We start from the raw sequence: 26,998 nt of genomic DNA, 5'->3' as shown, positions 1-26,998 counted from the left end.
CCCGAAAACAAACTATATTTGAAACATATAACTTACCATGAAACAAACCACCCCCACCATCCTGATGATCGAGCCGACAGGCTTTGGCTTTAACCCCGAAGCGGCTGCGACCAACAGTTTCCAGCGGGAGCTGCAGGATTTTACACCCGGTCAGGTGCAGGATATCGCGCTGCTCGAGTTCAGGAATGCGGTGGCCGAATTGCGTAACCTGGGGGTGGAAGTGATCACCATGCGTGACCCTGAAAATGCAGGTACACCCGATTCTGTGTTTCCGAATAACTGGTTCTCTACCCATGCCGAGGGACAACTGGTAACGTACCCGATGGCCTCTCCCAGCAGACGTAATGAGCGTCGCCAGCAAGTGCTGGAGCAGATCAAAGAGGCCTGCCGCTGCGGGGAGCACGTTAGGCTGGAGTTCTTTGAAGATCAGGAAACACCTGTTTTCCTGGAAGGGACGGGCAGTATGGTACTCGATAGGGTCAACAAGATTGCCTACGCCGCAGTGTCTCCACGCACCAATGCGGACGTACTGCAGCAGTTTTGCGACAAACTGGGCTACCAGGCGGTTACATTCAAGGCCTATGGTGCGGCAGGAGAACTGATCTACCACACCAACGTGATGATGTGCGTGGGCGATACCTTTGCCGTGGTGGCCCTGGACACAGTGGACGAACAGGACCGTGAAAAGCTACGGACTAGCCTGACTGATAACGGAAAGGAGATCATTGAGATCAGCAAAGAGCAGACCTACCAGCACTTTGCCGGCAACATGCTGCAGGTCGAAAATCAGCAGGGGGAACGCATCCTGGTCATGTCAAAAGCGGCCTACGAAAGCCTGACGCCGCAGCAGTTGGAGCAGATGCAGGCCCATAATGAGCACATCCTATACCTGCCCATTCACATGATTGAAAAAGCCGGTGGTGGCAGTATCCGGTGCATGATCGCAGAACTGTTCAGGAAGCGATAATTTTTCCGGCGCGCTATACCTGATACCTGCCACCGTATACCTAGCTTTGCGGTTTCATCTAGACCTGAGCCTGCATGAGCAGTATCATCTTACTTTTTCTGTGCCTGATTATAGGAGTGCTGCTGCGGCGGGTACCGGCCTTTCCGAGTTCTTCGCCGGTCGTGCTCAACCAGTTCATCATCTATATTTCGCTGCCTGCGCTGGCGCTCTATGCTATACCTGAGGTAGAACTCGATAGCACCGTCCTGTTGCCGGTGGGTGTGGCCTGGATCTGTTTTGCAGCGGCGGCGGTGTTTTTCTATACCTTAGGCCGCATCTACGGCTGGTCCAAAAAGCTGATCGGCTGCCTGATCCTGACAGCCGGCCTGGGCAATACGTCTTTCGTTGGCTTCCCGATCATTGAAGCCCTGTATGGCAAGGAAGGGCTGCAGACGGCCATCCTCGTCGATCTGCCCGGCACTTTTGTGGTCGTGTCGACGCTGGGTATAGCCTTGGCCGCTTACTTCTCCAAAGGACAACCGGACTTTAAAGCCATCGGACTCAAAATTCTTACTTTTCCGCCTTTCATCGTGTTTGTGATCGCTTTCGCCATGAACGTGGCTAACCTTCATTTTACGGACGATCTGAAGGATGTCTTCAACCGACTGGGAAGCACTGTGACGCCCCTGGCGCTGGTGAGCGTGGGTATGCAGCTGCGCATCGAGCGTAAGAGCAAGCATTGGCGCTTCCTGTTCCTGGGGCTTGCTTTTCAACTGATTCTGGCCCCATTGCTGATCTATGTGCTCTATGTGCTGGTGCTGGGTATGCGCGGGCCAGTGGTGCAGGTTAGCGTCCTCGAGGCAGGTATGGCACCCATGATCACGGCCTCCATCGTGGCCATTTCCTACGGACTTAAACCCCGGTTGGCCTCCATGATGGTAGGCTTCGGTATACCGCTCTCCTTCATCACGCTGGCGGTCTGGTACCTGCTGGTGCAGGGGCTGTAGGCAGACAAGGTTAGCTATTCCTGAAGATTTCTCGTTATTTTACAAGGTATACATACAGGGTCCGGCTATACCTGGACCCATCAATATTATGACACAACACACAGCTGAGGGCATTCGCCTGAATAAATTCATCAGCGACGCAGGCATTTGCTCGCGCCGCGAAGCCGACAAACTGATAGAGCAGGGAAGGGTGCTGGTGAATGGCAAATTGCCTGAGGTCGGGGCCAGGATTAAGGGCAATGACAAAATACAGGTGGATGGGAAGACGCTGCAATGGAACCAGGTGGCGCCCGTATACCTGGCGCTCAACAAACCGGCTGGCATCGAAACCACCACCGACCTTTCGCAGCGCGACAACATCATCCGGTTCGTCAATTACCCGGAGCGCATCTTCCCGATCGGTCGCCTCGACAAAGACTCCGAGGGGCTGATCTTCCTGACCAACGACGGCGACATCGTGAACAAGATCCTTCGTGCCGGCAACAAGCACGAGAAGGAATACATCGTGACGGTGGACAAGCCGATAAACGAGGATTTTGTGCGGAAGATGAGCAGTGGCGTCTCGATTCTGGGGGTGAACACGAAAAAGTGCTTTGTAGAGCAGTTGGGGCCGAACAAGTTCCGAATTATCCTCACGCAGGGCATGAACCGCCAGATCCGCCGCATGACCGAGACGCTGGGCTACGAAGTGCAGACCCTGCAGCGCATCCGCATCATGAACATCACCCTGGCCAAACTCCCGCTCGGCCAGTGGCGCGAACTCACCGACGAAGAAATTGCTGAAATCCAAAGCCAGGTGGCCGACTCTGCGAAAACCGAAGAAGGGTCCGTGAGCAAAAAGAAGGCAGCAACTAGTCAATCGCAATCCTCACCACCAACCCGCAAGAAATCACCAACAGGCAACCGACCACCCCGCAAAGAGGGTGGTGCAGGCAAAAAAAGCGGTTTCGGAGCAAGTGATGCCAAAGGCGGCAGAGGCCAACGCGGTGCTTCGAAAGGGCCTGGCGCCAAAAAAGCTGGAGGGAAGAGCAGTGCAGGTTCCAGGGGAGCCAGCCGAAACGCCCCGGCAGCTAAAGGCGGCGGACGAAAGAGACGCTAAACAATAAGCTAATAGCGAAAAATCCGGTGCAACAGGTATAGGAATTGCCTGCCGCACCGGATTTTCTATTTTAACCTACCTGGTTTACGAGTAATAAACCCTTCAAACAGGTATAGATTCACTTGTGGTTTTTACGATAACTAAGAAGAGCTCCTACCCCGAGTACTGTCATATTAAGCAGTTGCTCTTTCGGATTTATCAATCCGAAAGTGGGCTGATGGGGATTTCCTAATCCCCGTATACCGGCACACGCGGGTCTGGAGACCCGCAGCAGTTGGGGGTAGAGGCCCTCTAAAGTCGATTCGGATAAATATATCCAAATCAACTTTAGTGACATTTTCCTGTCTTTCCGAACAGCGTGAGAAATCTGACTTATTGCCATCTTGCTTACAGAATCCAGATATCTTCATCCTGTCGAGATAACAAAAAAGGAGTTGATTCCTTAAGTTGACGGCATTTGTATAGCGAATGCTACTATACCTGATTTTGCGATTTTGAACTCGCTATACCTTTGAAATTCTTTAATCGAAGATCTTATTGATTATCTTCCTCTTCTTCGGCTTCCTCTTCCGGGTAAGCGTTCAGCTTGATCTTCTCTATCTGCAAGTAGGTTTTGAACTGGTGGATCAGCTTGTCCATTTCCTTTTCCTTCTGCTGCAGGGCGTCCACCTCTTCGTCTGATGTTTGCAGCACTGGGCGCAAACGGTTCAGGCTTTCTTTCATCTGAACCACAGCGTCTTCGGTATGGTTGATCACCTCCTGGTTTTGCTCGGCGGCCATGGCCAGTTGCAGCTGCCCGATGTACATTTCCAGAAACTCGACCATGTCCCAGGGGTTATTGGGGCGGTTCCAGGTGAAGCCTGTGTTGCAGCGACGGCACTTGTAGGTATTGCATTTCCAGCTGTACTCGTTAGTAGTGGAACCGGTGCGCTTCAGCATGTCGGCTTTGCTGCACTTGGGGCACTGGGCATTGTCTTCGATGATGTTGAGCAGGCGCTCCCGCTTGTCCATGATGGCGCTGCGGTTGGTGGCATGCGTCATCAGCTGGGTCTCCAGGTTCTGGCAGGCAGCAGTCAGTTGGGAATGCTCCGCGCTAAGCTCGCCTTCCTCCATCAGCTTGGCAGCACGCTTGCTAAAAAAGCGTATCAGTTTAATCAGTTCTCTCTCGTTGGGCTTCAGGGCGGCTTGTTTCATGGGGCTTCTATTTGTTCAAAGTTACGAAATCCGCGGCAAAGCACGAATTGTTGCGCTGATTAGCGCGTCTGCTTCGCCTCGCGGCTGCGTTTGTAAATACGGATGGCCAGCATCAGCAGGGCCGAGAACAGCAACAGTCCCATAATACCCCACACCATGCTCAGCGCACTTTTGAGCACCACCAGAAACACAATGGCGATCAGGAAAACCGTGGCCACCTCGTTCCAGATGCGCAGTTGGGTGGAGCTATAGCGAATGATGCCGTTTTGCTGTTGCTTGAAGATGCTGTGACAGAGAAAATGGTACACATAGAGGCACACCACAAAAACGATCTTCCAGATAAGCCAGCCTGGAAATGGGTCATACAAACCAAGCGTGATGACAATGCTGGTGCCGAGGATCAGAGTCAGGATAGCCGATGGCCAGGTGATGCCGTACCACAGGCGCTTCTGCATGATTCGGAACTGGTTCTGCAGAATACTACGCTCTGGTTCCGGTTTTTCCGCCGCTTCCGCAAAATAGATGAACAGGCGCACGATATAGAACAGGCCTGCAAACCAGGTAACCACAAAGATGATGTGCAGCGCTTTCAGGTATAAGTAAGGCATATGCTAGTGGGGGCTGTTTAGGCAAAGGTAAGGAAAACAATGGCTGAATCTTTACACAAGGCCCCTGGACAAAGGATTTTCAGGATTTAAGAGAGCCTCTACACCCATCAAGAAAAAAAGCAGGAGCCCGAAGCACAGGCGAGAAGCCAGCGATGCTACAGCACAGTTGCTATACCTATCCCTATCTCCGAATAAAACAAAAGCCCGGCATACCTTGCGGTACCCGGACTTTGTTCTTCAGTCTGAATAATTACTAAATCAATCCTCTCACCTTAAACAGACTTACTGAAAATTGGCACGGTTAATTTGCTGGCCCACAGGCGGGAATCCAGGCACATGGCGATGTTGCGCAGGAAGGGCTTGCCAGCCGGCAGTACCTGTATGTCGTGGTTGCTGTACTCTACCAGGCCATCGTCGGCAAGCGGCTGCAGGCGCATGAGGGCATCTACAAAGTAAGGCAGTTCCTCTGGGTCCCAGCTGGTGTAGTCGCGGCACATCAGGTTCTGGATGTGGGTACGCAACAGCATGTCCTCACCAGTCAGTTCATGGCCTTTCAGGATCGGCAGGTGACCGGTGTGTACCGCTTCTTCGTAGGCTTCCACTTCTTTGATGTTCTGCATAAAAGCTGTACCAGTGTCAGAGATGCTGGAGCAGCCCAGGCCGATCAGCAGCTCGGTGTGGCGTGGGGTATAGCCCATGAAATTGCGGTGCAGGGTGCCGTTGGCAGATGCAATGCAAAGCTCGTCTTCCGGCAGCGCGAAGTGGTCCATACCTGTCTCGATGTAGCCGGCCTCTTCCAGCATGGCTCTGCCCAGTTCGTACAATCCGCGTTTCACTTCTGGCGCGGGTAGGTCGGCCTCAGAATAGCGGCGCTGGCCTTTGCTCTTCCAGGGCACGTGGGCGTAACTGTAGAAGGCGATCCGCTCCGGGCGCAGCTCTTTCACTTTCTCGATGGTCATGCGCACGCTCTTGGCTGTCTGGTGTGGCAGCCCGTAAATGATGTCGCCGTTGATGGAGGTATAGCCGATCTCGCGGGCTATGTCAAAAATCTCTTTTGTCTTTTCAAACGTCTGGATGCGGTTGATGATCAACTGCACATAGGGGTCGAAGTCCTGTATGCCGACGCTCAGTCTGCGGAAGCCCAGGTCGTAGAGCACCTGCAACTGCTCGCGATTCGTCGCGTTGGGGTGCACCTCGATGCTGAAGGCCGCATCCGGCGTTGTTTCGGTCTTTTCCAGCAGACGCTCCAACAGGTTTTTGAGGTTGGCCGCGCTGAAAAAGGTCGGGGTGCCACCGCCCAGGTGCAGCTCGGTAATGCGTGGTTTCTCGTCGAAGAGCGCCAGGTACTGGTCCCATTCTTTGAGCAGGGCCTCCAGGTAGGGCGACTCTACTGCGTGGTTTTTGGTGATGCGCTTGTTGCAGCCGCAGTAGGTGCACAGTTTCTCACAGAAGGGCAGGTGCAGGTATAGGCTGATGCCTTCTTTGCTGTTTGTCTTGCGGAAAGCCTGCTGCACATGGCTCTTCCAACGTTCTTCGGTCAGGGGTTTTTCATCCCAGAACGGCACGGTAGGGTAGCTGGTATAGCGTGGCGACGGTACGTCGTACTTGGCCAGTAGTTCAGCAGGGGTGACAGCAGTATTCATATTTACTCTTTTTAATTCTATACCGAAGCAGACGTCTGCTCCATTACGGTTACAAAGGTCGGGCAACCTGACCGCCCAGGAAATGATATTTGTCAGTCAGCGCGTTTTTTCTGAAATTTAGGACAGGGAAAAGGGTGATATTTGTCATGAAAAATAAATTTCGGGATGAAGAATCCAGGAGCTATACCTGCTCCAACCCTGCCCGTTATACCTGTTAAGTCCTACTATTATGCTCGATCATATTACCCAAACCACGCTCTTACTCGACGAAGAAAAATGCCGCCGGAACATCGCCATGATGGCCGACAAAGCGGCCCGCAACCACATCCGGCTACGTCCGCATTTCAAAACGCACCAGTCGGCGCAGGTAGGCGAGTGGTTCCGGGAGCGGGGCGCCACCGGCATCACGGTGTCGTCGCTTAAGATGGCCCGCTACTTTGCCGCCCACGGCTGGACCGACATCCTGGTGGCTATACCTGTGAATATCCGGGACATGGCGCTGGTGAACGAACTGGCGGGCAAAGTACAGCTACATCTGGTGGCCGTCAACATCGAAACGGTGCAGGCGCTGGCAGAAGCTTTGCAGCATCCGGTCAATCTTTGGCTCAAGCTCGACACCGGCTACCACCGCACGGGCATTCTGCCGCACAGCCACGAGCAACTCGACGCCATTGTGGCACTGCTGGAACAAAGCGACAAGCTGCATTTCACAGGCGTGCTCGCCCACGACGGCCATACCTACAAACAAACCGATGCGGATGCCATCCGCACCATTCACCATACCACCGTTTTCCTCCTGAACCTGGTGCGTGACAGGTATAAGGTCCGCTTCCCGGAACTGAAAGTATCCATCGGCGACACGCCTTCCTGCAGCATTTTGCATACCATTACCGGCGTAGACGAGATCAGGCCGGGCAATTATGTGTTCTATGACCTCACGCAGCAGCACATCGGCTCCTGCGATTTCAATCAGATAGCAGTGTGCATGGCCTGCCCGGTCATCGCCAAGCACCCGGAACGCCACGAGATCATCGTGCACGGGGGCAGTGTGCATTTCTCCAAAGACAGCCTGGTGGGGGCCGGCGGTTCGCAGATTTTCGGGCGTGTGGTGGAATTGAGTGAGGACGGTTGGTCGGAGCCGCTGGAAGGTATAGAAGTGGTCTCGCTGTCGCAGGAGCACGGCACCATACGCGCCAGCAAAACGCTCTTCGACAGGTATGAGATCGGTGACTTGATGGGAATTCTGCCCGTTCACTCCTGCCTGACAGCAGATGTGATGGGGAGCTACACGACCCTGGATGGCAAGCGACTGGAGCATCTGTCAGGTATAGGGCAGGTATAGGTTAGCCTGAAGACGACTATACCTGTGGCCGGTGTCTGACGGAATTTAGCTAACAAGCACCGGTCTTTTACAGGCGGATGAGCGCCCCATATACGCCTGCCACCACTGCTGCCATCTTGTCAAAATCAAGTGTGTCGATGGTGTCGCTGGGCTGGTGGTAGTGCGGGTTGCGCAGGAAGGACGAGTCGTTGATCATGATGGCGTTGATGTCGTATTTCCAGTAGTTGCGGTGGTCGGAGAGACCCACCAGCCCAAAACTGGCCGGCAGATTTACCGATTGCACATCGATATCCGTATGCTGGCGCATGAGGTCGCGCACTTGTTGGGTATAGGCTTCCTGCCCTGTTTTGCCGACCACCACTATAAAATTGCCTGTATGCGGGTAGTGCCTGGCCAGTTCCGGGTCTGGAAACTTCTGCGAATGGGGTTCATCCGAAAAATAACCGATCATTTCATAGCAGATCATGGCCCGTACCTTTACTTTCTGTTCGTGCAGTTTTCGGGCGTGCACGGCGCTGCCCATGTCCTCACTGGCAAAGAAGGGCGGCTCCTCCAGACAGTAGGCGACCAGTTCGATGTCATACTGTAGCGGTGGCTTGTGCTGGTGCAGGAGCCGGGCAGTTTCGAGCAGGCCGGCCACACCGCTGGCGTTGTCATCGGCGCCGGGTTGGTCCCCGCATACGTCATAATGCGCTCCCACCACAATGCGCTCGGCACTGCTTTTTCCCTTAAACAGGGCCACCATGTTTTTGTAGGTCTTATTGTCGACTTTAAAGGGCTGCTCCTGCACTTCACAATCCAGCTTCTCCAATTCGCCTTTGATGTACCGGACTGCCTCCTCCAATGCCTCCAGGTTTAGGTAGTTTCGTGCTGGTTCTATACCTGTCAGCCGCTCCACATCGTGATAAAGTCGCTCTTTGCTGTTTTCCATACCCTCACTTTCTTGTAGACTTCCTTTTACGGTATTGGCTGGATCTGTTTTGCTACTAACGGGCAGGATGGTGGTCTACAGAACCCCCGAACCCGCTCACAGGTATAGCCGCCTTTGCTGCCAATCTTTTTTAACCAGACCTATACCTTCCATTTGCGTGAAAGGCATATCTTTGCCTTCCCCGCAGCAAACCATGAGCACCGTTAAAACGCCCGCACCGCTAAAGCCCATCAAGACGCCCAGGAAGGCCACGCAGGCCCCGAAGGCGCCGCGTGCTGCGCCTAAGCGGAAAAAAGGGAAGAAGAAGCAGTCCAAACTGCCGTTTTGGATCGGGGTGGGAGTAGTGGCAGCTATCGGTTTGCTGGTGCTCTATGTGGAGTTCTTTCGGGAAAAGGAACAGCCCATCTGGCCCGAGGGGCATAGTCCGCTCGGCAATACCATACTAGGTATAGACGTGTCCAAGTACCAGCGCAAGATCAACTGGGAGAAGGTGCGTGACAACGATGTATCTTTTGCCTTCCTCAAAGCCACCGAAGGCGTGAAGCTGAAAGACAGCCACTACGAACGCAACTGGGAGGGAACGCAGGAAGTGGGCATTATCCGGGGAGCCTACCATTTTTACCGGCCAAACGTGTCGCCTGAGGAGCAGGCCCGCAACTTCATCCAGACGGTGGTGCTGCAGCCCGGCGACCTGCCGCCCGTGCTGGATGTGGAGGTGCGAGGCAAGCAACCGCTCAACCACTTCCGGGGCGATATCAAGGAGTGGCTCGTGCACGTAGAGCGGGCCTATGGCGTCAAGCCGATCATCTATACCGGCTACAGCTTCTACAAGGATTACCTGGAGGGCTTCTTTGACGAATACACCCTCTGGATTGCGCACTACAACGTGAAAGAGTTGCAAATGCAGCGCACCGACCGGGCCCTGCTCTCGTTCTGGCAGCACACCGACCGAGGCGTGATCGAGGGTATAAGGGGACCCGTGGACTGCAACATCTTTTACGGTACTAAAAAGGACATCCTGAAGCTGTGTATACAACCCTCAGAGCCCGCAAAAACAGCAAAGGCGCAACGATAAGCTGCGCCTTCGCTGTTTTTTGCTATACCTGTTTACCAATCGGTATTCCAGCGGTTCTGGGCCGTGTTGAATTCACGTGGGCGGTTCTGGCGGTCGCGGTCACTGCTGCTTTGGTTGCGTGACTGCAGGTAGCCGCTCGATCCGTAGTCGCCTTCGCCATACCGGCTGCGCGATTGGCGGTTATACCCACTGCCCATGTAGTTGCCCTGGTCGTCGCCATAGTTGGAGCTGTAGTAGTCGTCGCGCTCAAAGTCGTAGCGCTCCTGCCCGCCACGTCCCTCAAAACGGCGTGACACCTCGTGTCCATAAAGATCCTCGCGGTCGGCGCCATAGCGGTTGTGGCGGCTGTAGTCACGGCCTTCCTCGCGGTAGCCGCGGTTGCCCATCGATCCTCTGCCTTCACCGCTATACCTGTGCTGAGAGCCCATGCCGCTGTCGAAGGGGTGACTCGAATCGTGGCGGCCGCCCCTGATGTCGCCGAAGCCCTGGGCACCACCGTAGCTGCCCATGCTGCCGTAGTTGCGGGAGGTGCTGTAGGTGTTGCTGTCGGTGATGTTTGGGTTAGAATAGTTGCGCGAGCCACCCCGCTCATTGCCCTGGTTGCCCCAGGTGCCCTGGTAGCTTTCGTTGCCATAGCCTCCGTGCGCAGCGGAGCCGTAATCGTCAAAACGATAGCTTCTGTCCTGCTCCGGATGACGGTAGCGCTCTGAGCGGTGGGTATGGAAACCTCCTTCGTGGCGGTCGTAATCCCGGTCTGATGAGTGTCTGTTCATAGTTATAAGTTTTAGCGTTTTACATCAATACACTATACTTATAAACGGGAGCGAACGTCAACTGTTGGGCATTTTCTACCCGGACTTACTGAGGGGTGTTCAGCAGGTTGGCGGGAAGGATCGTGTGGGTTCGGGCGGCTGATTTGACCGGCTTTTGTACGAGTGGCTTGTCCTGCCGCTGGGAGGTGCTATACGGCTTGTAGCCAAACAGCAGGAAACTGGTCGAGACAGCCACCGACACCATGGTGATGACAATGGCCACGTACCGGATACCGTCGTAGAAGCTGTGGCGCGTACGCCAGATGGCCAGCCGGAGCGGCTGCAACACAGGCTGCAGGGCGCTGGCGTGCAACACATTGTGGCGCACCCACTGAATGAATTTCTCCTGTCCGATCACCACCACCGAACCCAGTATACCGATGTTCACCAGCGAGAACATCGCCATCATCTGCACATACGGGTTGGTATAGAGGTGCCCGTACAGGTGCTGGCTGTAGGCAATGGCCCCGAGCATCAGCCCGATCATTGCGATGTTAGGCAGGCTCAGCAGCCAGTTGTTCTTTGGCTTGTCGTCCTTGGGCGTTGGAATATAAGGCACCTTCACCCGGAAAATGGAGTAGATGAGCCCCAGCAGGAAGATCCACCAGGTGCCGGTGCGCAAAATGCCGCCGAACAGGTGAAAGCCCTTCTCGTTTTTCTCGTGGTACCAGCGCTGCGCATACTGCCGGATAGCGATGGAGATCAGAAAGAAAGGCGTGAACATGATCAAAAACTCACCCAGCGACACATACCACGGAAACTCTGCCATGATCAGGGCCAGCGAAGGAATCAGGAAATCGATCAGGTTGAACACCCCGAAGAGGTAGTAGAACGGAAGCGTGCCGTAGTGAATGCGTTGCCGCCAGGTGAAGTGCCTGAACAGCCTCGGGTATACCGTGAAGAGCAGTTCAAACGTGCCGCGGCTCCACTTTACCTGCTGTTTGTAGTAAGCCGAAAGGGTGCCGGGCACCAGGCCACGGTTCAGGATCTTGGGTACGTAGACGGATTTCCAGCCCTTGGCGTGCAGTTGCATGGCGGTGTGCATGTCCTCGGCCAGTCCGGCGGCATGCCCGCCAATGCTGTCGAGGGCGCTGCGGCGGAAGGTGCAGTTGGCGCCGATGGCCTGGGCGGTGCCGTGGGCATTCATGCCCATCATCATCGGTCCGTAGAAATTGTAAGTCTGCTCGGCGGCACCATAGGCCACCAGGCTTTCCTTCTGGTTATAATAGGCCTGCACGCACTGCACATAACCTATTTCCGGGTCTTCAAAGTAAGGGAGCACCTCATCCAGAAACTCCGGCACGGGCACGTGGTCCGGGTCCAGCACCAGGCAGATGTCGCCGGTGGCCTGCTTCAGGGCATTGTTGATGTTGCCGGCTTTGGCGTTGATCTTCTGGGTACGGGTAACATGGATCACGCCCAGACGCGCGCATTCTTTTCTAAGGAATGGGTCATCGGCCTCGTCGCAAAGGTAGGTGGTGTGCGGGTAGCGGATGCGCTGAATGGCCTCCAGCGTGTTGATGATCATGTCGTAGGGCTCGCCGGGGCAGAACGTGGTGAGCACATCGACCTTAAACTTGGTGCGTAGTTTGGGCTTGACCGGCACGCTCACATCAAAGTAGTGGTACCACTCATGCAGGGTGCGCAGAAGTTTGAAACCCAGCGCAGTCGTCAGCATGATGTAGAGCGGCAGGTAGCCGATATGGTCTTTGTCGATGAACCAGTAAAGAAAAAGTGCCATCGTGATGAGGCCCATCACGATCATCAACCGGATTGTCAGGATGTCTTTCTGTTTCGGGGTAACGCCGGGAATAGAAGCTTGCTGCACTTTCGGATTACTGGCAGGAATGTTATACATCAGTAAAAGGGGTCGTGTATTATCTTAGGGGTGGCTTAATTATCATGCAAGTGCTGTTTTGTATGAATCGGGGTTACCTGGCACAATAACATCTGAGGTTTATACTCGTATTAGCCTCAAAAGTTCTAATGCTTTACCCTGAATTTTATCACACATATCCCCGCTATACCTAACTTATGTTCACCCACAGTACGGTTTATCTTACCAGTAAGAGTACAATTTTATTGTTTTGCTTACTCCTGGTCAGCGCTTGTTCATTCAGAGCATCTGATAATCAGCAATATGCCAAACAAGGCCGCACGGTAGAGGTGGTGAAAGAAGGTGACAAGTATACCCTGTACCGCAATGGCGAACCCTACTTTATAAAGGGAGCCGCAGGATATGAGCATTTCGACAAAGTGGCGGCCTATGGGGGCAATTCCATACGGGTATGGCACACGGATGAGGACACCCAGCGCATTCTGGACGAGGCGCATCAGCAAGGCCTGAGCGTGATGCTGGGACTTTGGATGGAGCGGGAGCGGGAGGGCTTCAACTACTACGACAAAGACGACGTGGCCGCCCAGAAAGAGCGTCTGCGTGCGGAAGTACTCAAATACAAAGACCACCCTGCTCTGCTGATGTGGGTGGTGGGCAACGAGCTGTACGCCGAAGGGTCAAACGTGAAGGTATGGGATGCCGTGAATGGCGTGGCCGAAATGATTCACGAAATCGACCCCAATCACCCCACCACGACCACGGTGATGAACGTACCAAAACAGGTGGTGAACCTGATCCGCCGCCGCTGCCCGGCCATCGACATCCTGTCCATCAACTCATTTGGCGCTTTGCATGACCTGCCAACCGAATTGCGCGACACGGACTGGGATGGTCCCTATGTTATAGCCGAGTTCGGGGGGCGGGGCTATTGGGAAACCAGGACCACTTGGTGGTATGCACCCATCGAGCAGACCAGCTCGGAGAAAGCCTCCTTTGCCCGTGAGAGGTATGAGAGTACCGTGCTGGCCGATCCTGACCGCTGCCTGGGTGCCTATGCTTTTATCTGGGGCTACAAGTACGAGACGACTCCAACCTGGTTCAGCATCATGACCGAGACCGGCGAGGAAACCGAAATGGCGCAGGTGATGCGGGAAATCTGGAGCGGAAAGCGCGACTTCAACCGGGCGCCGCATATTGCTTACCTGTCACTCAAAGGCATCTTCCCATTAGACCAGGTATACCTGCAGCCCGGCGAACTGTCCACGGCCGCTGTGTTTGCGACCGATGCCGACGGTGATAGTCTGCGGGTTGAATGGGAGCTGCTGCCCGAGACCGTGAGCGAAGACGGCAACGCCATCAAAGAGCAAAAGCCAGACGTTATACCTCATGTGATCCAGCAGGCGGCAGGCAACAGCGTCACGCTGAAAGCCCCACAGCAGGACGGCGCTTACCGGCTGTATGCCTATGTGTATGATGGCCAGGGGAACGTGGCCACCGCGAACTTTCCGTTTTATGTAAAGGCAGGCAACACCTTTAGTTCAGCTTTGGATTTTTATTAGGTCAATCATTGTCTGGTTAAACTATTTGGTTGGTTTTTAGGCTTTTTTCAATGTCTTGTCCTGTGTTAATCTTTATTTAGTAAGCGCTACAACCAATTTGGCGCTTCAGCAGTAAACCACTTACCTCAGTTTTAGAGTTTGGAGTAGTACAATTTAGACTGTTTCCGATAGTGGCAGTCTTCAGGCCATGCTGTCTCCTGCTGAACATTTCAATGACCCTAGAGCCTGAATGAATACATGAGCAAGCAACTGAATAATACAAAAATAAAGAAGGCCGAAACTTCCGGAAAAGCAATCGGAACAGTGGCCAAAAACGGACAGAAGTCCCCAAAAAAGCTGGAGGCGGAAGACTTTTACAAGGAGGCGCTGAGCCTGCTGGTAAAAAGCGAAGCAAAATTTCTGGTAGGCGGCGGACTGGCCCTGGATAAATACACCGGCATCAACAGAGCCACCAAGGACCTCGATGTTTTCTGCAAAGTAGGAGAGTGCCCCCGCATTCTCAAGACCTTCGCCGAGGGTGGCTACGATACCGAAATGACTGATCCCCGCTGGCTGGCCAAAGCCAAAAAGGAGGATCACCTGATGGACCTGATCTATAACAACCCCGCCAGCCTCTGCCCGGTGGACGACCGCTGGTTTGAGTATGCCACCGAAGGCGAGCTATACGGTGTAAAAGTAAAGTTCATGCCGCCTGAAGAGCTGATCTGGTGCAAACTGTATGTGCAGAACAGGGAGCGTTACGATGGCTCCGACATCAACCACCTCATCCTGCGCTGCGGCGAAAAGCTGGACTGGAACCGCCTCTGGTCCTATACCGAGCAGCACTGGCAACTGGTGCTGGCCCAGTTCATGAGCTTCCACTTCGTGTACCCATCCGACCGCGACATCATACCCCGCTGGCTGATGGACGAGCTGCTGCTGCGTGCCAAAGAGCAGTACGATGTGGAAACCCCCAAGGAGAAAATCTGCCGCGGGCCCTACATCGACCAAACCCAATACGGCCACGACATCACGGTATGGGACTACAAAGCACTGACTATGCGGACAATCTAATTCCTATACCTGCCAATCAGGTATAGGCTGCGTAAAATCGCCATTGCTCCAAGCTTGGCGATTTTTTGTTTTCTAGGTATTAGAAATCCGTGCGCTTTGCTCCTGTACCTGCTCAGAGGTAAGCCCAAAAATAGGCGGAGTTGGCACACCAAGTATGCTAAGGTAGGTATAGAGGTGTGCCCGGTGGTGGATTTCGTGCTCCACCAGCGCACGCAGCCACTTCCAGCAGGTAATTTGGCCGCCTCCGGGCGTCTGGATCTTCTGCTGCAGGTCCTCGTCGGACAGACTGCTGAAAATGGCCAGACTCTCCTGATGCCTTTCCCGGAAAAACGCCAGCACCTGCTCCGGACCATCGGCCAGCTCCTTGCCGCAACCGGTATAGGCAGCGGGTCTGCCCAGCACGGTCTCGGCATACAGGTAGCGCTCTATGGCCGCGATGTGACGTATCTGATCCGCAAAAGTGAACTTTCCCTTGTGGTAGGTCCAGTTGTAGTGGTCGGTCGGTATAGAGGCGATAACGCGCTCGGTGCGCTGCCGGATCTTGCTGTAGTAGTCCAGAAAAGAAGGTATGTTGCTGATTTCCATGAGTTTTTTAGCAAGATACAAGATTGTGATCAGAACAAGTTGCTTCGTCGCTCCAGCAGAATGGTATTGCGCCATACCCCGTGCAGCTGGGCAATGCGGTCGCGGTAGCCGATCTGCCGGAAGCCGTGCCGCTCCTGCAGGCGCAGGCTGGTGGTGTTATCGGCAAAGGTGGAGGATTGCAGCGTCCAGATGCCATTGGATTCGCTCTCTTCGATCATGGCGCGCATCAGCTGGTCGGCTATACCTCTGCCCCGGTGACGGTTGGCGATGTAGATGCTGAACTCTGCCACGCCGCGGTAGCATGCTCTGGAAGAAACAGGCAGCAGCGCCACCCAGCCCAGCACTTCGTCATTTTCGATGGCCACCAAACGGGTATGCGGCAGGTGGTTGCGGTCCCATTCCTCCCAGGTGGGCACTTCGGTGTTGAAAGTTGAATAGCCTGTCTCCAGGCCCTCGCCGTAGATGCGGAGCACCTCGTGGGCATGCTCCGGCCGCATAGCTACAAGTAGTATCATTGCTTATTTCCAGATCAGAATCAGGGTGCCGCACAAAATCACGCCCATACCGAGCAGCAGGCGCGGGGTGAGCGGCTCATTAAGCAGAAAGTAGGAGAGACCCACCGTCACCAGTATACCTGCCCGGTCTATGGTCGCCACCACCGACACATCGGCTGTTTTGATGGCTTTGAAGTACAGAATCCAGTAGACGGCAGTGCAGGCGCCGGCCAGTATGAACCAAGTGAGCGTTTTGTTGTCGATCAGCCGGGCTGTTTTGAGTCCGCCTGCGTAGAGCGCGTGCCCGAGCACCATCATAAACAGCACGCCCGTGCGTATAACCAAAGCCAGGTGCTCGTTGGCATTGTTATTCATTCCCATCTTCGCAAACACCATTGCCACGCCCCCTGTGAGCATGGCAACGAGTGCATATCCTAACCATGGTTCCATTATGCTATTAATTTCAGGCTGCAATAGTACGATAGGTTTTGTTCTCTCGCTAACGCTTGGGTGGATTTTATTCGCGGCCTGCCTGCCTGATCGCTCTTACTTCTTTGTAAGCTGGTTAGCGGCTCTCACCCGTGCTATTTCCGCTTTCATGGCTTCCAGATCAGTGCGGAATTTAGGGCTCTTCATCAGCTCGTGCACAAACTGGCGGGCAAATTCTTTTCCGGCTTCCGAGTCGCTTGGGTAGTGCACCCCACGTGTTTCTCTGGAGAAGGCCATGTCACTGGCAACACCCAGGAAGTGATCCTGATACTCCGGGAAGATGTGGCCTAGAATGTAGGCATGCACGTGCGAAGTGGAAGAGTGTCCGCTCGGGTAGGAGGCGTGGCCGGGTGCTTCGAGGTTTTCGAGGCGGCTGTCCAACTGGTATGGTCTGGGACGGTTGTAGTCATTTTTGAGCGAGAAGATATAATAAGTAGCATCCTGGATCACGTGCTGCAGCACCTGCGCAGTAACCGGTAATTTTTCTGGATTGAACCATAGACCCAGGTCACGCCCAATGTAGAAAAGGCTGTTGAGGTTTCGGGTATAGTCGGCATCGGTCGGGTTGGTGGTCAGTGGGTCGTAGTACACGGCAGCCATGGTTTCGGTGCGGTTGATGGCTTCGGCATTCCGGGTCTTTTGCAGGTATAGCAAAAAGTCGAGTTCGGCGCGGGTTTCGGCGGAGCTATTGGCCGGAAAAGGCTTCAGTTTGAACTTGCTTACCGGCACATGCAGGTATACCGTGCGCAATTTCAGGTAGGCACCCCGTTTGAAGTCTGCAGCTGGAAAGGTGATATCATCCAAAGACCGGATGGCCACATCCGACTTATTTTCTTTTGCGGATTTCTTGCCGCCATCAAACACCATAGCCGTTTGGGCAAGCGCCGCTGTTTGCAGGGCCACGCTGCAGAGCAGGACCAAGGCGAGCGTGAGTAGGGTAGAGGCCCCTTTATGCTGGCGCTCACAAGCAGCTTTGTTACAGGTATGCTGCGCATCTGGCTGCTGTTCCTTTGCCGTTTGGTTGCTTTGCTCAGCTTTCTGATTTTTGATTGACTGCGGTGTTGCGAATTGATAGATCGGTTCCATATGATGAATTGTTTAGATGTTTTTGATTCAAATTCATCAGGATGACGGGGAGGGGAGCGGAAAGACGCAGGGTTTTGGAAAATAATTTAAAGCAGGTTTTGGGAATAGAAGATTGGTGGGATTCCCTCGTGCACGATTGTCATCTTCCTGCCTCTTCGAATGGGGATTTTGGCTTCTCTATCTGTCATCCAGAAAAGATCTTGGTTGAAGGGAGAATAGGCAGTTACTATAATCTGCCCCTCCCGAGAGGGGAATTTTCAGCAGCCACTTAATTGTCAGGTATAGCATTGTGGCTTCTGCGGCTCCCTTGCTGTACCGGATCCAACCACCCCTGCCCCTCCTTGTCTAAGGAGGGGAGTTTCTGCCACTACTACTTTACAGGTATAAGTGCTGTAGTTAATTACCCCATCCCGGCCTTCCCCTTTTATCGAGGGCCCCTACCCCCAGAACAGGGGAAGGAGCGGTGCACGATTAACATCCCCCTGCCCCCTTCAAAGGGGGACTTCTGTAGCTGCCACTACACAGGTATAAGTGTTGTGGCACACACCACTGACAGGTATAGCAGGCTAACTCGCAGGGAAGCTTTGAAACAAATAGCTGTGCCCGGTGCGCTTTTCGGCGCTCCACTGTTTGAGCGGTCAGCGAGTTTGGAGCGTCTTGATTTTTTTGCTTACTTTTTTCATCAAGGAAAAAAGTAAGTGCCCGCCGCACAGGCGAAGCTATACAACAATTCAAGTAGCTATACCTGCAACGGCAGTTGCTACAAAGCAAAGTTTACATTCTAGGGCCAGAGGCCCCACCATATAAGACACGAGCGAGGACGCTTGCGCCATCCAGTGGTCATAGACTACAAAGCAAATCTGTTTGCTATACCTACAACCGATACACTTACAAACCAAAACCTTTCCCATATTCTTATTACCTTAGCACCTCATTGCCGCAGGCAACTACAGTTAATAATTTCAACACTAGATATAAAAAACCATACATGAGCACTGAAGTAAGAGCACTCGAGCCGAAAGCCCTCTGGAATAATTTCGCTGACCTGAACGCCGTGCCGCGGCCATCCAAAAAAGAAGAGCGTGTCGTTGCGTTCATGATGGAGTTCGGTCAGAAACTCGGCCTGGAAACTATCAAGGATGAGATCGGCAACGTCATCATCAAGAAACCCGCCACACCGGGTATGGAAGACCGCAAAACAGTCTTGATCCAAAGCCACGTGGACATGGTGCACCAGAAAAACGCAGACACCGAATTCGATTTCGACACGCAGGGCATCGACATGTATGTGGACGGCGACTGGGTGAAGGCCCGTGGCACGACACTGGGCGCCGACAACGGACTGGGCGTGGCTTCCATCATGACCTTGCTGGCTTCGACCGATATCGAGCACCCGGCTATTGAGGCGCTGTTTACGATAGACGAAGAGACGGGTATGACCGGTGCCCTTGGCCTGAAAGGCGGGATACTGGAAGCTGACATCATGCTCAACCTCGACACCGAAGACGACACCGAACTGACCATCGGTTGCGCCGGCGGTGTGGACATTAATGCCAGCGGCACGTACCAGCCGGAAGGTATAAGCGGCGACATGAAAGGCTACAAGGTTAGCATCAAAGGTCTGACTGGCGGCCACTCCGGTATGGACATCTACCTGGGTCGCGGCAACGCCAACAAACTGATGAACCGTTTGCTGCACCAGGCCGCTGAAAAAGTGGGCCTGCGCATCGGCTCCATCGACGGGGGTAGCCTCCGCAACGCTATTCCGCGCGAGTCAGTGGCCGTAGTGGCTATACCTGCAGGCGAGACAACCGCTTTCGAAGATTTTGTAAACGAATTGACAGCGATCCTCAAAAACGAGCACGCTACGACCGATCCGAATCTGGTTGTGGCGGTAGAGCAAATAGAGGCCCCGGCACAGGTACTGCCAGCCGATTACCAGGCCAAATTGTTGCGGGCACTTTATGCCACTCACAACGGGGTATACCGCATGAGTCCGGATATTGAGCACCTGGTGCAGACCTCCAACAACGTGGCCCGCGTGCTGGTGCAGGACGGCAAACTGACCGTACAGTGCCTCACCCGCAGCTCCGTAGACAGCGAGAAAATGGATCTGGCTGCCGGGATTAAAAGCGCCCTTGAGTTGGCAGGCGCTTCCGTGTCACTGAGCGGGATGTATCCAGGCTGGATGCCTCGTCCGGGTGCCGGCATCGTGCAGCTGATGAGCGACCTCTACAAAGAGAAGTACAACGGGGAAGCCCACGTAAACGCCTGCCACGCCGGTTTGGAGTGCGGTATCATCGGTGCAAACTATCCGGAAATGGAGATGATCTCGTTCGGCCCGAACATCCGCGGTGCCCATTCACCTGACGAAAAAGTGCAGATCAGCTCCGTGCAGAAGTACTGGGATTTCCTGCTGGATACCCTGAAGCGTATACCTGCCAAGGCGTAACACTAACGCTGGCTAAAATGGAAAGCCCCTTTCGGAATTATCCGGAAGGGGCTTTTTTATACCTGGATGCTGAGTTCTTATACCTCCTTCAGGTATACCCTGAACTCGGAGCCTTTGCCCTGTTCGCTGTCGCACTCTATTTTGCCGTCGCAATTCTCCACGATCCGCTTCACGATGGCCAGGCCTACGCCAGTACCCTCTACGTGTGCATGCAGGCGCTTGAACATATCAAATACCTTCTTCTTGTCATCTGATCTTATACCAAGCCCATTGTCCTTTACACGGAACACAGTATAGGCGTTTTCGCGGTAAGTACTGACCTCGATCAGTGGCTGACGCTCCGGTGAGCTATACTTGATGGCATTCGATACGAGGTTGTAGATAATGCTGCGCAGGTTCTTTCGCGAAAAAACAATTTCCGACACCTCAGAAAAGTCTGTGTCGATCGTAGCGTCGTATTTGAGGATCAGGTCCTGAATGTTCATTGTCACATCATCGATCAACTCTGCAAAACGTACGCTTTCGCTGGGCGTTTCATCCTGGTGCTGCAGCTTGGCCACTTCTGTCAGGTCCATCAGCGTGTGCTTGAACCGACCGATGGCATCCTGTATCATGTGCATGATAATGTTCAGTTCACCATGATCCGGCTCCGGGTTATTCAATACCTCTCTTAGCGCAACGGCCAGTCCTTCAATGTTGTTGATCGGGGCCTTCAGATCGTGGGAGGCGGTGTAGACGAAGTTGTCCAGGTCTTTGTTCACGCGGGTGAGTTCGGCGGTGCGGGCCTTTACCCGTTCTTCCAGCTCACGGTTGATCTCCTGCGTGCGTTTGTGGGCAAGCTCTACTTCTTTCTTTTGCAGGTAGAACCGCACGAAAGCCGCTACTTTGGCCTTGGTGATGGCAGGGTGCAGGGGTTTGAACAGAAAGTCCACGGCACCGGCCTCGAATCCCTCCATCACATGCACATCCTGCTGGTTGATGGCCGTGACGAAAATGATCGGAATGTCGCGTGTTTTGGAAATATCCCGCAGGTAGCGGGCTACTTCATAACCGTTCATGCCGGGCATCTGCACATCCAGCAAAATAAGGGCTATCTCTTCCTGCAAAGCTACCTTCAGGGCCTCTTCGCCTGAACTGGCAAGCAGGTACTCGGTATTGTCGCCGTCTTCCGACAGCAGGCTCACCAGGCTGACCAGGTTTTCCTGCTTGTCGTCCACGAGCAGTATCTTTACCGGATGGGTAGAAGTAGGCAAGGTCGTAATAGGTAAGATATCGTGGTCAGTGTCCATGTAAGGTTAGCAAATAAGCTTGTATGCGCTCAACATTTAGGATACTACAGCCGGGTGTGCTATGGATGGCTGCCAGCGGCATGGTAGCAATTTCCGCTTCGCCAGGGTGCTGCACAATGGCAGTGCCCCGTTTGTCAAATATATGCTTTAATCCTGAACTTCCATCCTTGCTGGCGCCACTAAGTAGTATCCCCACCGTATTTTCCCCGAAAACATCAGCTGCGCTGGTAAAAGTTACATCAATGGAGGGGCGCGAGTAGTTCTCCAGCTCCGAGTCGTCGAGCGAGAAGGTATGGTCCTTTTCGAGCAGCACATGGTAGTTGGCCGGGGCAATGTAGACGTGGCCCGCCTCCAGTGGCGCTTTGTCATCAATCTCCACCGCTTTCAGCAGCAGCTTTTTTTCGTAGAGTTCCTGCAGACTGCCCTCCTGGTTGCGCAAACGGTGCAGCACGAGCACGATGGGAACGCTGTAGTCGGCGGGAAGTGCCTGCAGTATTTTCATCGACGCCTGTATGCCGCCCCAGGAGCCACCAATTACGATCAGTCTGGAAGTGTCGTGCATCAGGAGTTTTTGCGGTATATGCGGTTATTTTTGTCTACAAAGTCATACCTGTCGCTGATGCCCGACATGGCCAGCGTTTCTTTTTTACCCAGTGCCAGGTAGCCCAAATCCACCAGACTCTCGTCGAACAACTGGTAAACGCGCTCCTGCAGCGCCCGGTTAAAGTAGATCAGCACGTTGCGGCACACGATCAGGTGAAACTCGTTGAACGAGCTGTCGGTAGCCAGGTTGTGCGGGTAAAACACCACGTTCCTGACGAGCGACGAGTTGAACTTCACGCTGCCGTAGTTGCTGGTATAGTATTCCGCGAAATCGCGCTTGCCGCCTGCCGCATAGTACGCTGCGGTATAGGCTGTCATGTTTGTGGCCGAGAAGATGCCGTCTTTTGCCTGCCGCAGCACCTTCTGGTTGATGTCGGTGGCGTAGATCTTGGTGCGGCCCAGCAGCCCCTCTTCGTCCAGCAGGATCGCCAGCGAAAAGAGCTCCTCGCCGGTAGAGCAGCCCGCGTCCCATACCTTGATGAAAGGGTAGGTGGAAAGGATCGGCAGCACGTTCTCGCGCAGCGACTTGTAGAAAGTCGGGTCGCGGAACATCTCCGTCACGTTTACGGTGATCTCCTGCAGGAAATTCTCGAAGAAGAAACTGTCCGTGAACAGAAACTTGCGCAGGTCTTCGATGCTCTGCAGGTGCTTCTGCCCCAGAAAACGCCTGATACGGCGGTACACCGAGGCCCGGGCATAGCCACTGAAATCGTATCCGTAAGCTGTGTGTATTTCCTTGATGAGCGCCTCTACCTCCAGCTCAAACAATTCATCCGGATCAGGCTTCATACAACCACACCCGCATCAGGGTCAGTAACTTATCGGTATCTACTGGTTTCGGAATATAGTCGGAAGCGCCGGCTTCGATGCACTTTTCTCTGTCTTCTTTCATGGCCTTGGCGGTGAGTGAAATGATCGGCAGTTGCTTAAAACGTAAATCCGCCCGGATTCGTTTTGTCGCTTCTATACCGTCCATTTCCGGCATCATCACGTCCATCAGCACCATGTCTATACCTGTCTCAGTGTCAAGTTTTTCCAGAGCCTCTTTGCCATCATAGGCGGCCACCACCTGCATGCCGTGCAGTTCCAGCAGACTGCTCAGCGAGTAGATGTTGCGCACATCGTCGTCCACCACCAGTATCTTCTTGCCGCGCAGCACTTCCTCGGGCACGTGCAACTTCATCTTGAACTCGTTGCCCGGCGGCAGTTTCTGGTTTACCTTGTGCAGGAAGAGTTGCACCTCGTCGAGCAGGCGCAGGTATGAGTACTCGTTTTTGATGATAATCGTGTTGGCAAACTCTTTCAGCTTCGTCTCTTCCTCTTCGCTCAGGTCCTTGCCGGAGTAAATGATGATCGGAATGTCGCCGAGTTTGGTCTGCGACTTGATCTTCTTCATCCAGTCGTAGCCCTTCATGCCCGGCAGGTTGAGGTCGAGGATGATGCAGTCCACTTTTTGCTTGGCCAGCACCTTTTCGGCTTCTTCGGCAGAGTAGGCGGAGGTAGACTTGAGTCCGTGGGCCAGCAGCAGTTCGGCCACGGCTTTGTTCTCGATCTCGTTGTCCTCCACGATCAGGATGTTCTCGATGTTCGCACCAGACCTGTTCACGATGGAGCCGAAGGCCTTGTTGAGCATCTCGAGCGTCACCGGTTTCGGCAGGTACTCTTCGTTTTCGGCGTGCTCCCCGATGACCTCTTTGTCGTAGGCCGACATCACATGCACGTTGATGTGGCGCAGGTTTTTGTCTTCGCGCACTTTCTTGAGCACATCCCAGCCACTCATATCCGGCAGCTGGATGTCGAGGAGCATGGCGTCGGGTTTGTGCTGCAGGGCCATGCGCAGGCCCTCGCGACCCGTAAAGGCCTGGTGCACCCGGAAGTTCTTGGCCTTGGCGAAGTCAGCCAGGATGTCGCTGAAGCCCTTGTCGTCTTCCACGATCAGCACACAGATGTCTTTTTTGTCTTCACGCTCCATGTCCCGGAAGACCTGCCCCATGCTTTGGCTCTTTTGCTGGCCCGCTGATAGGACGGCCTCGGCAGGCTGTGCAACTGGCCTATGGACCTGGTGCTGCTGCTGCGCAGGTATAGCCGAACCGTTTACAGCCCCTGACGGCACGCGCGGCAGGTATAGCGTGAAGGTACTGCCTTTGCCAGGCTCACTCTCCAGCATCAGCTCGCCGCCCAGCAGGGTTGCGAGTTCCTTGCTGATCGTAAGGCCCAGACCCGTGCCACCGTATTTGCGGGTGGTGGAAGTGTCGGCTTGCTGGAAGGCCTCGAACACCACCTCCTGCTTGTCCTGTGCTATACCTATACCTGTGTCGCGCACGGCAAAGGCCACCACCTCCTGTGACTCGCGCAACTGCTCTGATTTGAAGGCAGGACGCTCGGTAACCGGGTATACCTTGAACTCTACTTCGCCGCCCTCGTCGGTAAACTTAATGGCATTGCCAATGAAGTTTTTCAGGATCTGCTCCAAGCGGAAGCGGTCGGTCACGATACTGTCGAAGGCGCCTGGCAGGTGGCGCTCTTTGAAGTTGATCTGCTTTTTGGCGGCCAGTTCCCTGAACATCGACTCCATTGAAATATCGGAGAGTTGCAGCTCCTCTGTTTCCAACTTCACCATGCCTGACTCAATCTTGGAGAGGTCCAGTATCTCATTGATCAGGCGCAGCAGGTCGTTGCCCGACTTGTGGATGATGTGGGCATGGTCGATCTGCTTGGTCGACAGCGTGTTCTCGGCGTTGTCAGCCAGTAGGCGCGACAGGATCAGGATACTGTTGAGCGGGGTGCGCAGCTCGTGGCTCATGTTGGCCAGGAAATCGCTTTTGTACTTGCTCACGGTTTCGACCTGCTGTATTTTCAGTTCGATCGCTTCACGGGCATCCTCCAGGGCCTTATTCTTGGCGCCCAGTGCCTCGTACTGCTCTTCCAGGAGTTGTGCTTTTTCTTCAAGTTCGGCGTTCTTTTCCTGCAGCTCTTCCTGGTTCACGCGCAGTTCTTCTTCCGAGGCTTTCAGTTCGGCATTGAGCTGGCGCAGTTCCTCCTGCTGGGTTTCGAGCTCCTCGGCCTGGTTTTGTGTTTCGTAAAGCAGCTCCTGAGTTTGCAGGTGCGCCTTCAGGGTATGGATGAGGACCGAAATACGCTCGGAGGCGGAGTCGAGCAGGCGGCGCTGCACGTCGGTGTAAGGCGTGCGGGAAGCCAGCTCCAGCGCCCCCACGATGGTGTTGCCAAAGTAGAGCGGTATGATGATGACCGTGGCGGGTTCGATATCGGAAAGGCCGGTGCGGATGCGCAGGTATTCTTCCTGCACGCCCTCCAGCACCTTTACCTTGCGCTCCTGCACGGTCTGGCCCACAGTGCCGGTTCCGACTTCAAAAACAGGCAGTTGCGCTTTGTTCTTTTGCAGACCGTAGCTGGCGGCAGGCTCCAGTTTGCCCGTGTTGTTGTGTAGGTATAGCACGCCGGCTTCGGAGTCGGTGTAGTTGCAGAGGTAGGAGAGGGCGTGTTTGGAGACGTTGTCGAGTGTGGACTCGCCCCCGATCAGGTTGCTGAGTTCGGCCACGCCCGTGAGCACCCAGTTGCGGTTGGCATTGTCGGTGGTGAAGGAGTGCAGGTTTTCCTTCATGGTGCGGATGGACAGGCTGAGCGTGTCTGCTTCGCTCTGTGGCTCCACATCCATGTCGTAGCGTCCCTCGCCAATGGCTTTGGTCACTTCCGAGAGTATCACCGTTTTCTTGACCACCCCTTTGAACGAGTCTGCCACGCTGCCAATCTCGTCGGTACTGTCGATGTCGATCTGCACGTCGGTGGCACCCAGCCGGATGCGGTCGGCCGCGTTTTTGAGCTTGGCAAGCGAGCCGGAGATCAGGCTGATGATGTAGTACGACAGGAAGCCAACCAGTAGCAGGATCGCCGCCAGGCTGGCAAACAGTACCTGCAGGTAGCGTTCTTTGCGCTCGCTCTCGGCTTCAACTCCAACTCTGATCTGGTCTATCAGGGCCACCTCCGCTTTGCGAAGGGCTTCGATGTTGTTGGTGAAAAGGGTATAGACTTTGAGAGGCTGAAACCTGTTCAGGTCTGTTTCGGGATTCTCCTGAAATGTCTTCAGAATGGCGTCCCCGCGCTTGTACTCGTCAGACACCACGATCTGCTGTACCACATTGACCGCCTCATTTTCGCCATAGCGGTAAAACTCTCCCAGAGCAGCGCTGTGCGCCGCGTACTGCGCCATGAGCTGTGCATAATCCTGGTACGAGAAGATGCCTTCCTGCAGGGATTTCATGAGCTGGCTACGCATGCGTGCAAGGTGTATTTTTGCCTCCGACAGACTCTTGAAGCTGATCAGTTGCTTGCTGATTTCAGCATTGTTAATGCCGATGGCGCTGGCATCCATGCGGTTCAGCATGCTGAAAATAAAGTCAGAAGAATAGCGCCGGAAGTCCACAGCGTCGAGTGTGCCCTTGTCGAGTTCGCTGCGGTATTTTTTAAGGTCATCCAGCATGCTGAGTGCTGGCAAAGCCCGGTTGTTCTCGCTCAGGAAATTGGTTAACTCCAGTCCGGCCGCATCTGTCAGACCGCGTTGGGCGCGGGCATCCAGCATAAAGGCGGAGTCGCCGGCAGAGGCGGCCAGGATGCGGGCCCTTTCCCGTTGGAAGGAGTGCACCAGGGCGGAGATCTTTTCGGACTCGTTTAACTGCACCACCTCATTTTGCAGTTTCTCGTTGTCTTCGAGCTCGCGCTGCACGGTGGTGGCCACAAAATAAACGAGCGGGAAGAGGAGCAAAGCTAATAGGAGGAGGAGTTTATCCCTGATCTTCAGGTTACGGATAATGTTCATCGAGTATGCGTAGGGTTAAGCAAGGGTGAATAAGAACCTGTTGAAAAGGCAAGTTAGGAA

22 protein-coding genes are annotated in these 26,998 nt (G+C 54.2%); 8 read left to right on the top strand and 14 right to left on the bottom strand.

All coding sequences use genetic code 11. The features are described from left to right. Window positions 1-37 precede the first annotated feature (37 nt). The 3 genes from ctlX to rluF all read left to right on the top strand — a co-directional run bounded on the left by ctlX (window position 38) and on the right by rluF (window position 3,052). The gene (gene ctlX, locus IEV97_RS03430) at window positions 38-967 is read left to right on the top strand and encodes a citrulline utilization hydrolase CtlX (RefSeq protein ID WP_188500087.1); all 930 of its coding nucleotides are present in this window, start codon (window positions 38-40) and stop codon (window positions 965-967) included. Between the two features lie 74 nt (window positions 968-1,041). Further along, window positions 1,042-1,953, top strand: coding sequence for an AEC family transporter (locus tag IEV97_RS03425; protein WP_188500086.1), 912 nt, complete (start codon window positions 1,042-1,044; stop codon window positions 1,951-1,953). Window positions 1,954-2,041: 88 nt separating this feature from the next. Then, complete coding sequence (gene rluF, locus IEV97_RS03420) at window positions 2,042-3,052, top strand: 23S rRNA pseudouridine(2604) synthase RluF (protein ID WP_188500085.1); 1,011 nt, start codon at window positions 2,042-2,044, stop codon at window positions 3,050-3,052. 534 nt (window positions 3,053-3,586) lie between these two features. Here rluF and IEV97_RS03415 read toward each other — a convergent pair. The 3 genes from IEV97_RS03415 to hemN all read right to left on the bottom strand — a co-directional run bounded on the left by IEV97_RS03415 (window position 3,587) and on the right by hemN (window position 6,497). Continuing rightward, window positions 3,587-4,246 (bottom strand): hypothetical protein, encoded by a 660-nt coding sequence (locus IEV97_RS03415; RefSeq protein WP_188500084.1) that lies wholly within the window; start codon window positions 4,244-4,246, stop codon window positions 3,587-3,589. Between the two features lie 59 nt (window positions 4,247-4,305). Continuing rightward, entirely contained in the window at window positions 4,306-4,854 is a 549-nt protein-coding gene (locus IEV97_RS03410; RefSeq protein WP_188500083.1) for a CopD family protein, read from the bottom strand. A gap of 272 nt (window positions 4,855-5,126) precedes the next feature. Further along, the gene (gene hemN / locus IEV97_RS03405; RefSeq protein WP_188500082.1) at window positions 5,127-6,497 is read right to left on the bottom strand and encodes an oxygen-independent coproporphyrinogen III oxidase; all 1,371 of its coding nucleotides are present in this window, start codon (window positions 6,495-6,497) and stop codon (window positions 5,127-5,129) included. A 229-nt stretch (window positions 6,498-6,726) separates the two neighbouring features. Here hemN and IEV97_RS03400 point away from each other — a divergent pair, with 229 nt between their 5' ends. Continuing rightward, window positions 6,727-7,839, top strand: a complete 1,113-nt coding sequence (locus IEV97_RS03400; RefSeq protein ID WP_188500081.1) for an alanine racemase — start codon at window positions 6,727-6,729, stop codon at window positions 7,837-7,839. 67 nt (window positions 7,840-7,906) lie between these two features. Here the strand turns inward: IEV97_RS03400 and IEV97_RS03395 are convergent, their stop codons facing one another. Next, entirely contained in the window at window positions 7,907-8,770 is an 864-nt protein-coding gene (locus tag IEV97_RS03395) for a M28 family peptidase (RefSeq protein WP_188500080.1), read from the bottom strand. A gap of 193 nt (window positions 8,771-8,963) precedes the next feature. On the opposite strand from IEV97_RS03395, the gene IEV97_RS03390 reads away from it, so the two are divergent. Then, complete coding sequence (locus tag IEV97_RS03390; protein ID WP_188500079.1) at window positions 8,964-9,845, top strand: glycoside hydrolase family 25 protein; 882 nt, start codon at window positions 8,964-8,966, stop codon at window positions 9,843-9,845. Window positions 9,846-9,877: 32 nt separating this feature from the next. Here the strand turns inward: IEV97_RS03390 and IEV97_RS03385 are convergent, their stop codons facing one another. Further along, entirely contained in the window at window positions 9,878-10,618 is a 741-nt protein-coding gene (locus IEV97_RS03385; RefSeq protein ID WP_188500078.1) for a hypothetical protein, read from the bottom strand. A gap of 85 nt (window positions 10,619-10,703) precedes the next feature. Continuing rightward, window positions 10,704-12,515 (bottom strand): glycosyltransferase, encoded by a 1,812-nt coding sequence (locus IEV97_RS03380; protein WP_188500077.1) that lies wholly within the window; start codon window positions 12,513-12,515, stop codon window positions 10,704-10,706. 224 nt (window positions 12,516-12,739) lie between these two features. Between IEV97_RS03380 and IEV97_RS03375 the strand changes: the two genes are divergently transcribed. Beyond that, on the top strand, window positions 12,740-14,053 hold the full coding sequence (locus IEV97_RS03375) for a glycoside hydrolase family 2 TIM barrel-domain containing protein (protein ID WP_229733767.1): 1,314 nt from the start codon (window positions 12,740-12,742) through the stop codon (window positions 14,051-14,053). Between the two features lie 237 nt (window positions 14,054-14,290). After that, window positions 14,291-15,106: a nucleotidyltransferase gene (locus tag IEV97_RS03370; protein ID WP_188500076.1), complete on the top strand. Its 816-nt coding sequence runs from the start codon at window positions 14,291-14,293 to the stop codon at window positions 15,104-15,106. Window positions 15,107-15,178: 72 nt separating this feature from the next. Here the strand turns inward: IEV97_RS03370 and IEV97_RS03365 are convergent, their stop codons facing one another. From IEV97_RS03365 to IEV97_RS03350, 4 genes are all read right to left on the bottom strand, one after another. Next, entirely contained in the window at window positions 15,179-15,691 is a 513-nt protein-coding gene (locus IEV97_RS03365) for a DinB family protein (RefSeq protein ID WP_188500075.1), read from the bottom strand. Between the two features lie 29 nt (window positions 15,692-15,720). Beyond that, on the bottom strand, window positions 15,721-16,206 hold the full coding sequence (locus IEV97_RS03360; RefSeq protein WP_188500074.1) for a GNAT family N-acetyltransferase: 486 nt from the start codon (window positions 16,204-16,206) through the stop codon (window positions 15,721-15,723). A 3-nt stretch (window positions 16,207-16,209) separates the two neighbouring features. Beyond that, entirely contained in the window at window positions 16,210-16,635 is a 426-nt protein-coding gene (locus IEV97_RS03355) for an EamA family transporter (protein WP_188500073.1), read from the bottom strand. 96 nt (window positions 16,636-16,731) lie between these two features. After that, window positions 16,732-17,760 carry a phosphatase PAP2 family protein gene (locus IEV97_RS03350; protein WP_229733766.1) on the bottom strand — a complete coding sequence of 343 codons (1,029 nt, stop codon included), beginning with the start codon at window positions 17,758-17,760 and terminating at the stop codon, window positions 16,732-16,734. 988 nt (window positions 17,761-18,748) lie between these two features. Between IEV97_RS03350 and IEV97_RS03345 the strand changes: the two genes are divergently transcribed. Then, a complete protein-coding gene (locus IEV97_RS03345; RefSeq protein ID WP_188500072.1) occupies window positions 18,749-20,212 on the top strand; it encodes an aminoacyl-histidine dipeptidase in 1,464 nt (487 codons plus the stop codon). Window positions 20,213-20,289: 77 nt separating this feature from the next. Here IEV97_RS03345 and IEV97_RS03340 read toward each other — a convergent pair whose 3' ends face one another. Genes IEV97_RS03340 through IEV97_RS03325 form a run of 4 tightly spaced genes read right to left on the bottom strand, consistent with a single transcriptional unit; the run spans window position 20,290 to window position 26,938 of the window. Then, on the bottom strand, window positions 20,290-21,501 hold the full coding sequence (locus tag IEV97_RS03340) for a sensor histidine kinase (RefSeq protein WP_188500071.1): 1,212 nt from the start codon (window positions 21,499-21,501) through the stop codon (window positions 20,290-20,292). Continuing rightward, the gene (locus tag IEV97_RS03335) at window positions 21,491-22,063 is read right to left on the bottom strand and encodes a chemotaxis protein CheB (protein ID WP_188500070.1); all 573 of its coding nucleotides are present in this window, start codon (window positions 22,061-22,063) and stop codon (window positions 21,491-21,493) included. Before IEV97_RS03335 ends, IEV97_RS03340 begins: the two co-directional genes overlap by 11 nt. Continuing rightward, complete coding sequence (locus IEV97_RS03330) at window positions 22,063-22,893, bottom strand: CheR family methyltransferase (protein WP_188500069.1); 831 nt, start codon at window positions 22,891-22,893, stop codon at window positions 22,063-22,065. The genes IEV97_RS03335 and IEV97_RS03330 overlap by 1 nt, the downstream gene beginning before the upstream one ends. Next, the gene (locus IEV97_RS03325) at window positions 22,883-26,938 is read right to left on the bottom strand and encodes a response regulator (protein ID WP_188500068.1); all 4,056 of its coding nucleotides are present in this window, start codon (window positions 26,936-26,938) and stop codon (window positions 22,883-22,885) included. Before IEV97_RS03325 ends, IEV97_RS03330 begins: the two co-directional genes overlap by 11 nt. Window positions 26,939-26,998: the final 60 nt, after the last annotated feature.

It is taken from the genome of Pontibacter amylolyticus (assembly GCF_014638845.1).
Taxonomy (GTDB): Bacteria; Bacteroidota; Bacteroidia; order Cytophagales; family Hymenobacteraceae; genus Pontibacter; species Pontibacter amylolyticus.
This window is presented reverse-complemented; position numbering and strand designations above follow the sequence as displayed.

Coding starts and splice junctions, on each gene's coding strand:
- ctlX (WP_188500087.1), top strand. CDS start 38: ATGAAACAAACCACCCCCACCATCCTGATGATCGAGCCGACAGGCTTT.
- IEV97_RS03425 (WP_188500086.1), top strand. CDS start 1,042: ATGAGCAGTATCATCTTACTTTTTCTGTGCCTGATTATAGGAGTGCTG.
- rluF (WP_188500085.1), top strand. CDS start 2,042: ATGACACAACACACAGCTGAGGGCATTCGCCTGAATAAATTCATCAGC.
- IEV97_RS03415 (WP_188500084.1), bottom strand. CDS start 4,246: ATGAAACAAGCCGCCCTGAAGCCCAACGAGAGAGAACTGATTAAACTG.
- IEV97_RS03410 (WP_188500083.1), bottom strand. CDS start 4,854: ATGCCTTACTTATACCTGAAAGCGCTGCACATCATCTTTGTGGTTACC.
- hemN (WP_188500082.1), bottom strand. CDS start 6,497: ATGAATACTGCTGTCACCCCTGCTGAACTACTGGCCAAGTACGACGTA.
- IEV97_RS03400 (WP_188500081.1), top strand. CDS start 6,727: ATGCTCGATCATATTACCCAAACCACGCTCTTACTCGACGAAGAAAAA.
- IEV97_RS03395 (WP_188500080.1), bottom strand. CDS start 8,770: ATGGAAAACAGCAAAGAGCGACTTTATCACGATGTGGAGCGGCTGACA.
- IEV97_RS03390 (WP_188500079.1), top strand. CDS start 8,964: ATGAGCACCGTTAAAACGCCCGCACCGCTAAAGCCCATCAAGACGCCC.
- IEV97_RS03385 (WP_188500078.1), bottom strand. CDS start 10,618: ATGAACAGACACTCATCAGACCGGGATTACGACCGCCACGAAGGAGGT.
- IEV97_RS03380 (WP_188500077.1), bottom strand. CDS start 12,515: ATGTATAACATTCCTGCCAGTAATCCGAAAGTGCAGCAAGCTTCTATT.
- IEV97_RS03370 (WP_188500076.1), top strand. CDS start 14,291: ATGAGCAAGCAACTGAATAATACAAAAATAAAGAAGGCCGAAACTTCC.
- IEV97_RS03365 (WP_188500075.1), bottom strand. CDS start 15,691: ATGGAAATCAGCAACATACCTTCTTTTCTGGACTACTACAGCAAGATC.
- IEV97_RS03360 (WP_188500074.1), bottom strand. CDS start 16,206: ATGATACTACTTGTAGCTATGCGGCCGGAGCATGCCCACGAGGTGCTC.
- IEV97_RS03355 (WP_188500073.1), bottom strand. CDS start 16,635: ATGGAACCATGGTTAGGATATGCACTCGTTGCCATGCTCACAGGGGGC.
- IEV97_RS03350 (WP_229733766.1), bottom strand. CDS start 17,760: ATGGAACCGATCTATCAATTCGCAACACCGCAGTCAATCAAAAATCAG.
- IEV97_RS03345 (WP_188500072.1), top strand. CDS start 18,749: ATGAGCACTGAAGTAAGAGCACTCGAGCCGAAAGCCCTCTGGAATAAT.
- IEV97_RS03340 (WP_188500071.1), bottom strand. CDS start 21,501: ATGGACACTGACCACGATATCTTACCTATTACGACCTTGCCTACTTCT.
- IEV97_RS03335 (WP_188500070.1), bottom strand. CDS start 22,063: ATGCACGACACTTCCAGACTGATCGTAATTGGTGGCTCCTGGGGCGGC.
- IEV97_RS03330 (WP_188500069.1), bottom strand. CDS start 22,893: ATGAAGCCTGATCCGGATGAATTGTTTGAGCTGGAGGTAGAGGCGCTC.
- IEV97_RS03325 (WP_188500068.1), bottom strand. CDS start 26,938: ATGAACATTATCCGTAACCTGAAGATCAGGGATAAACTCCTCCTCCTA.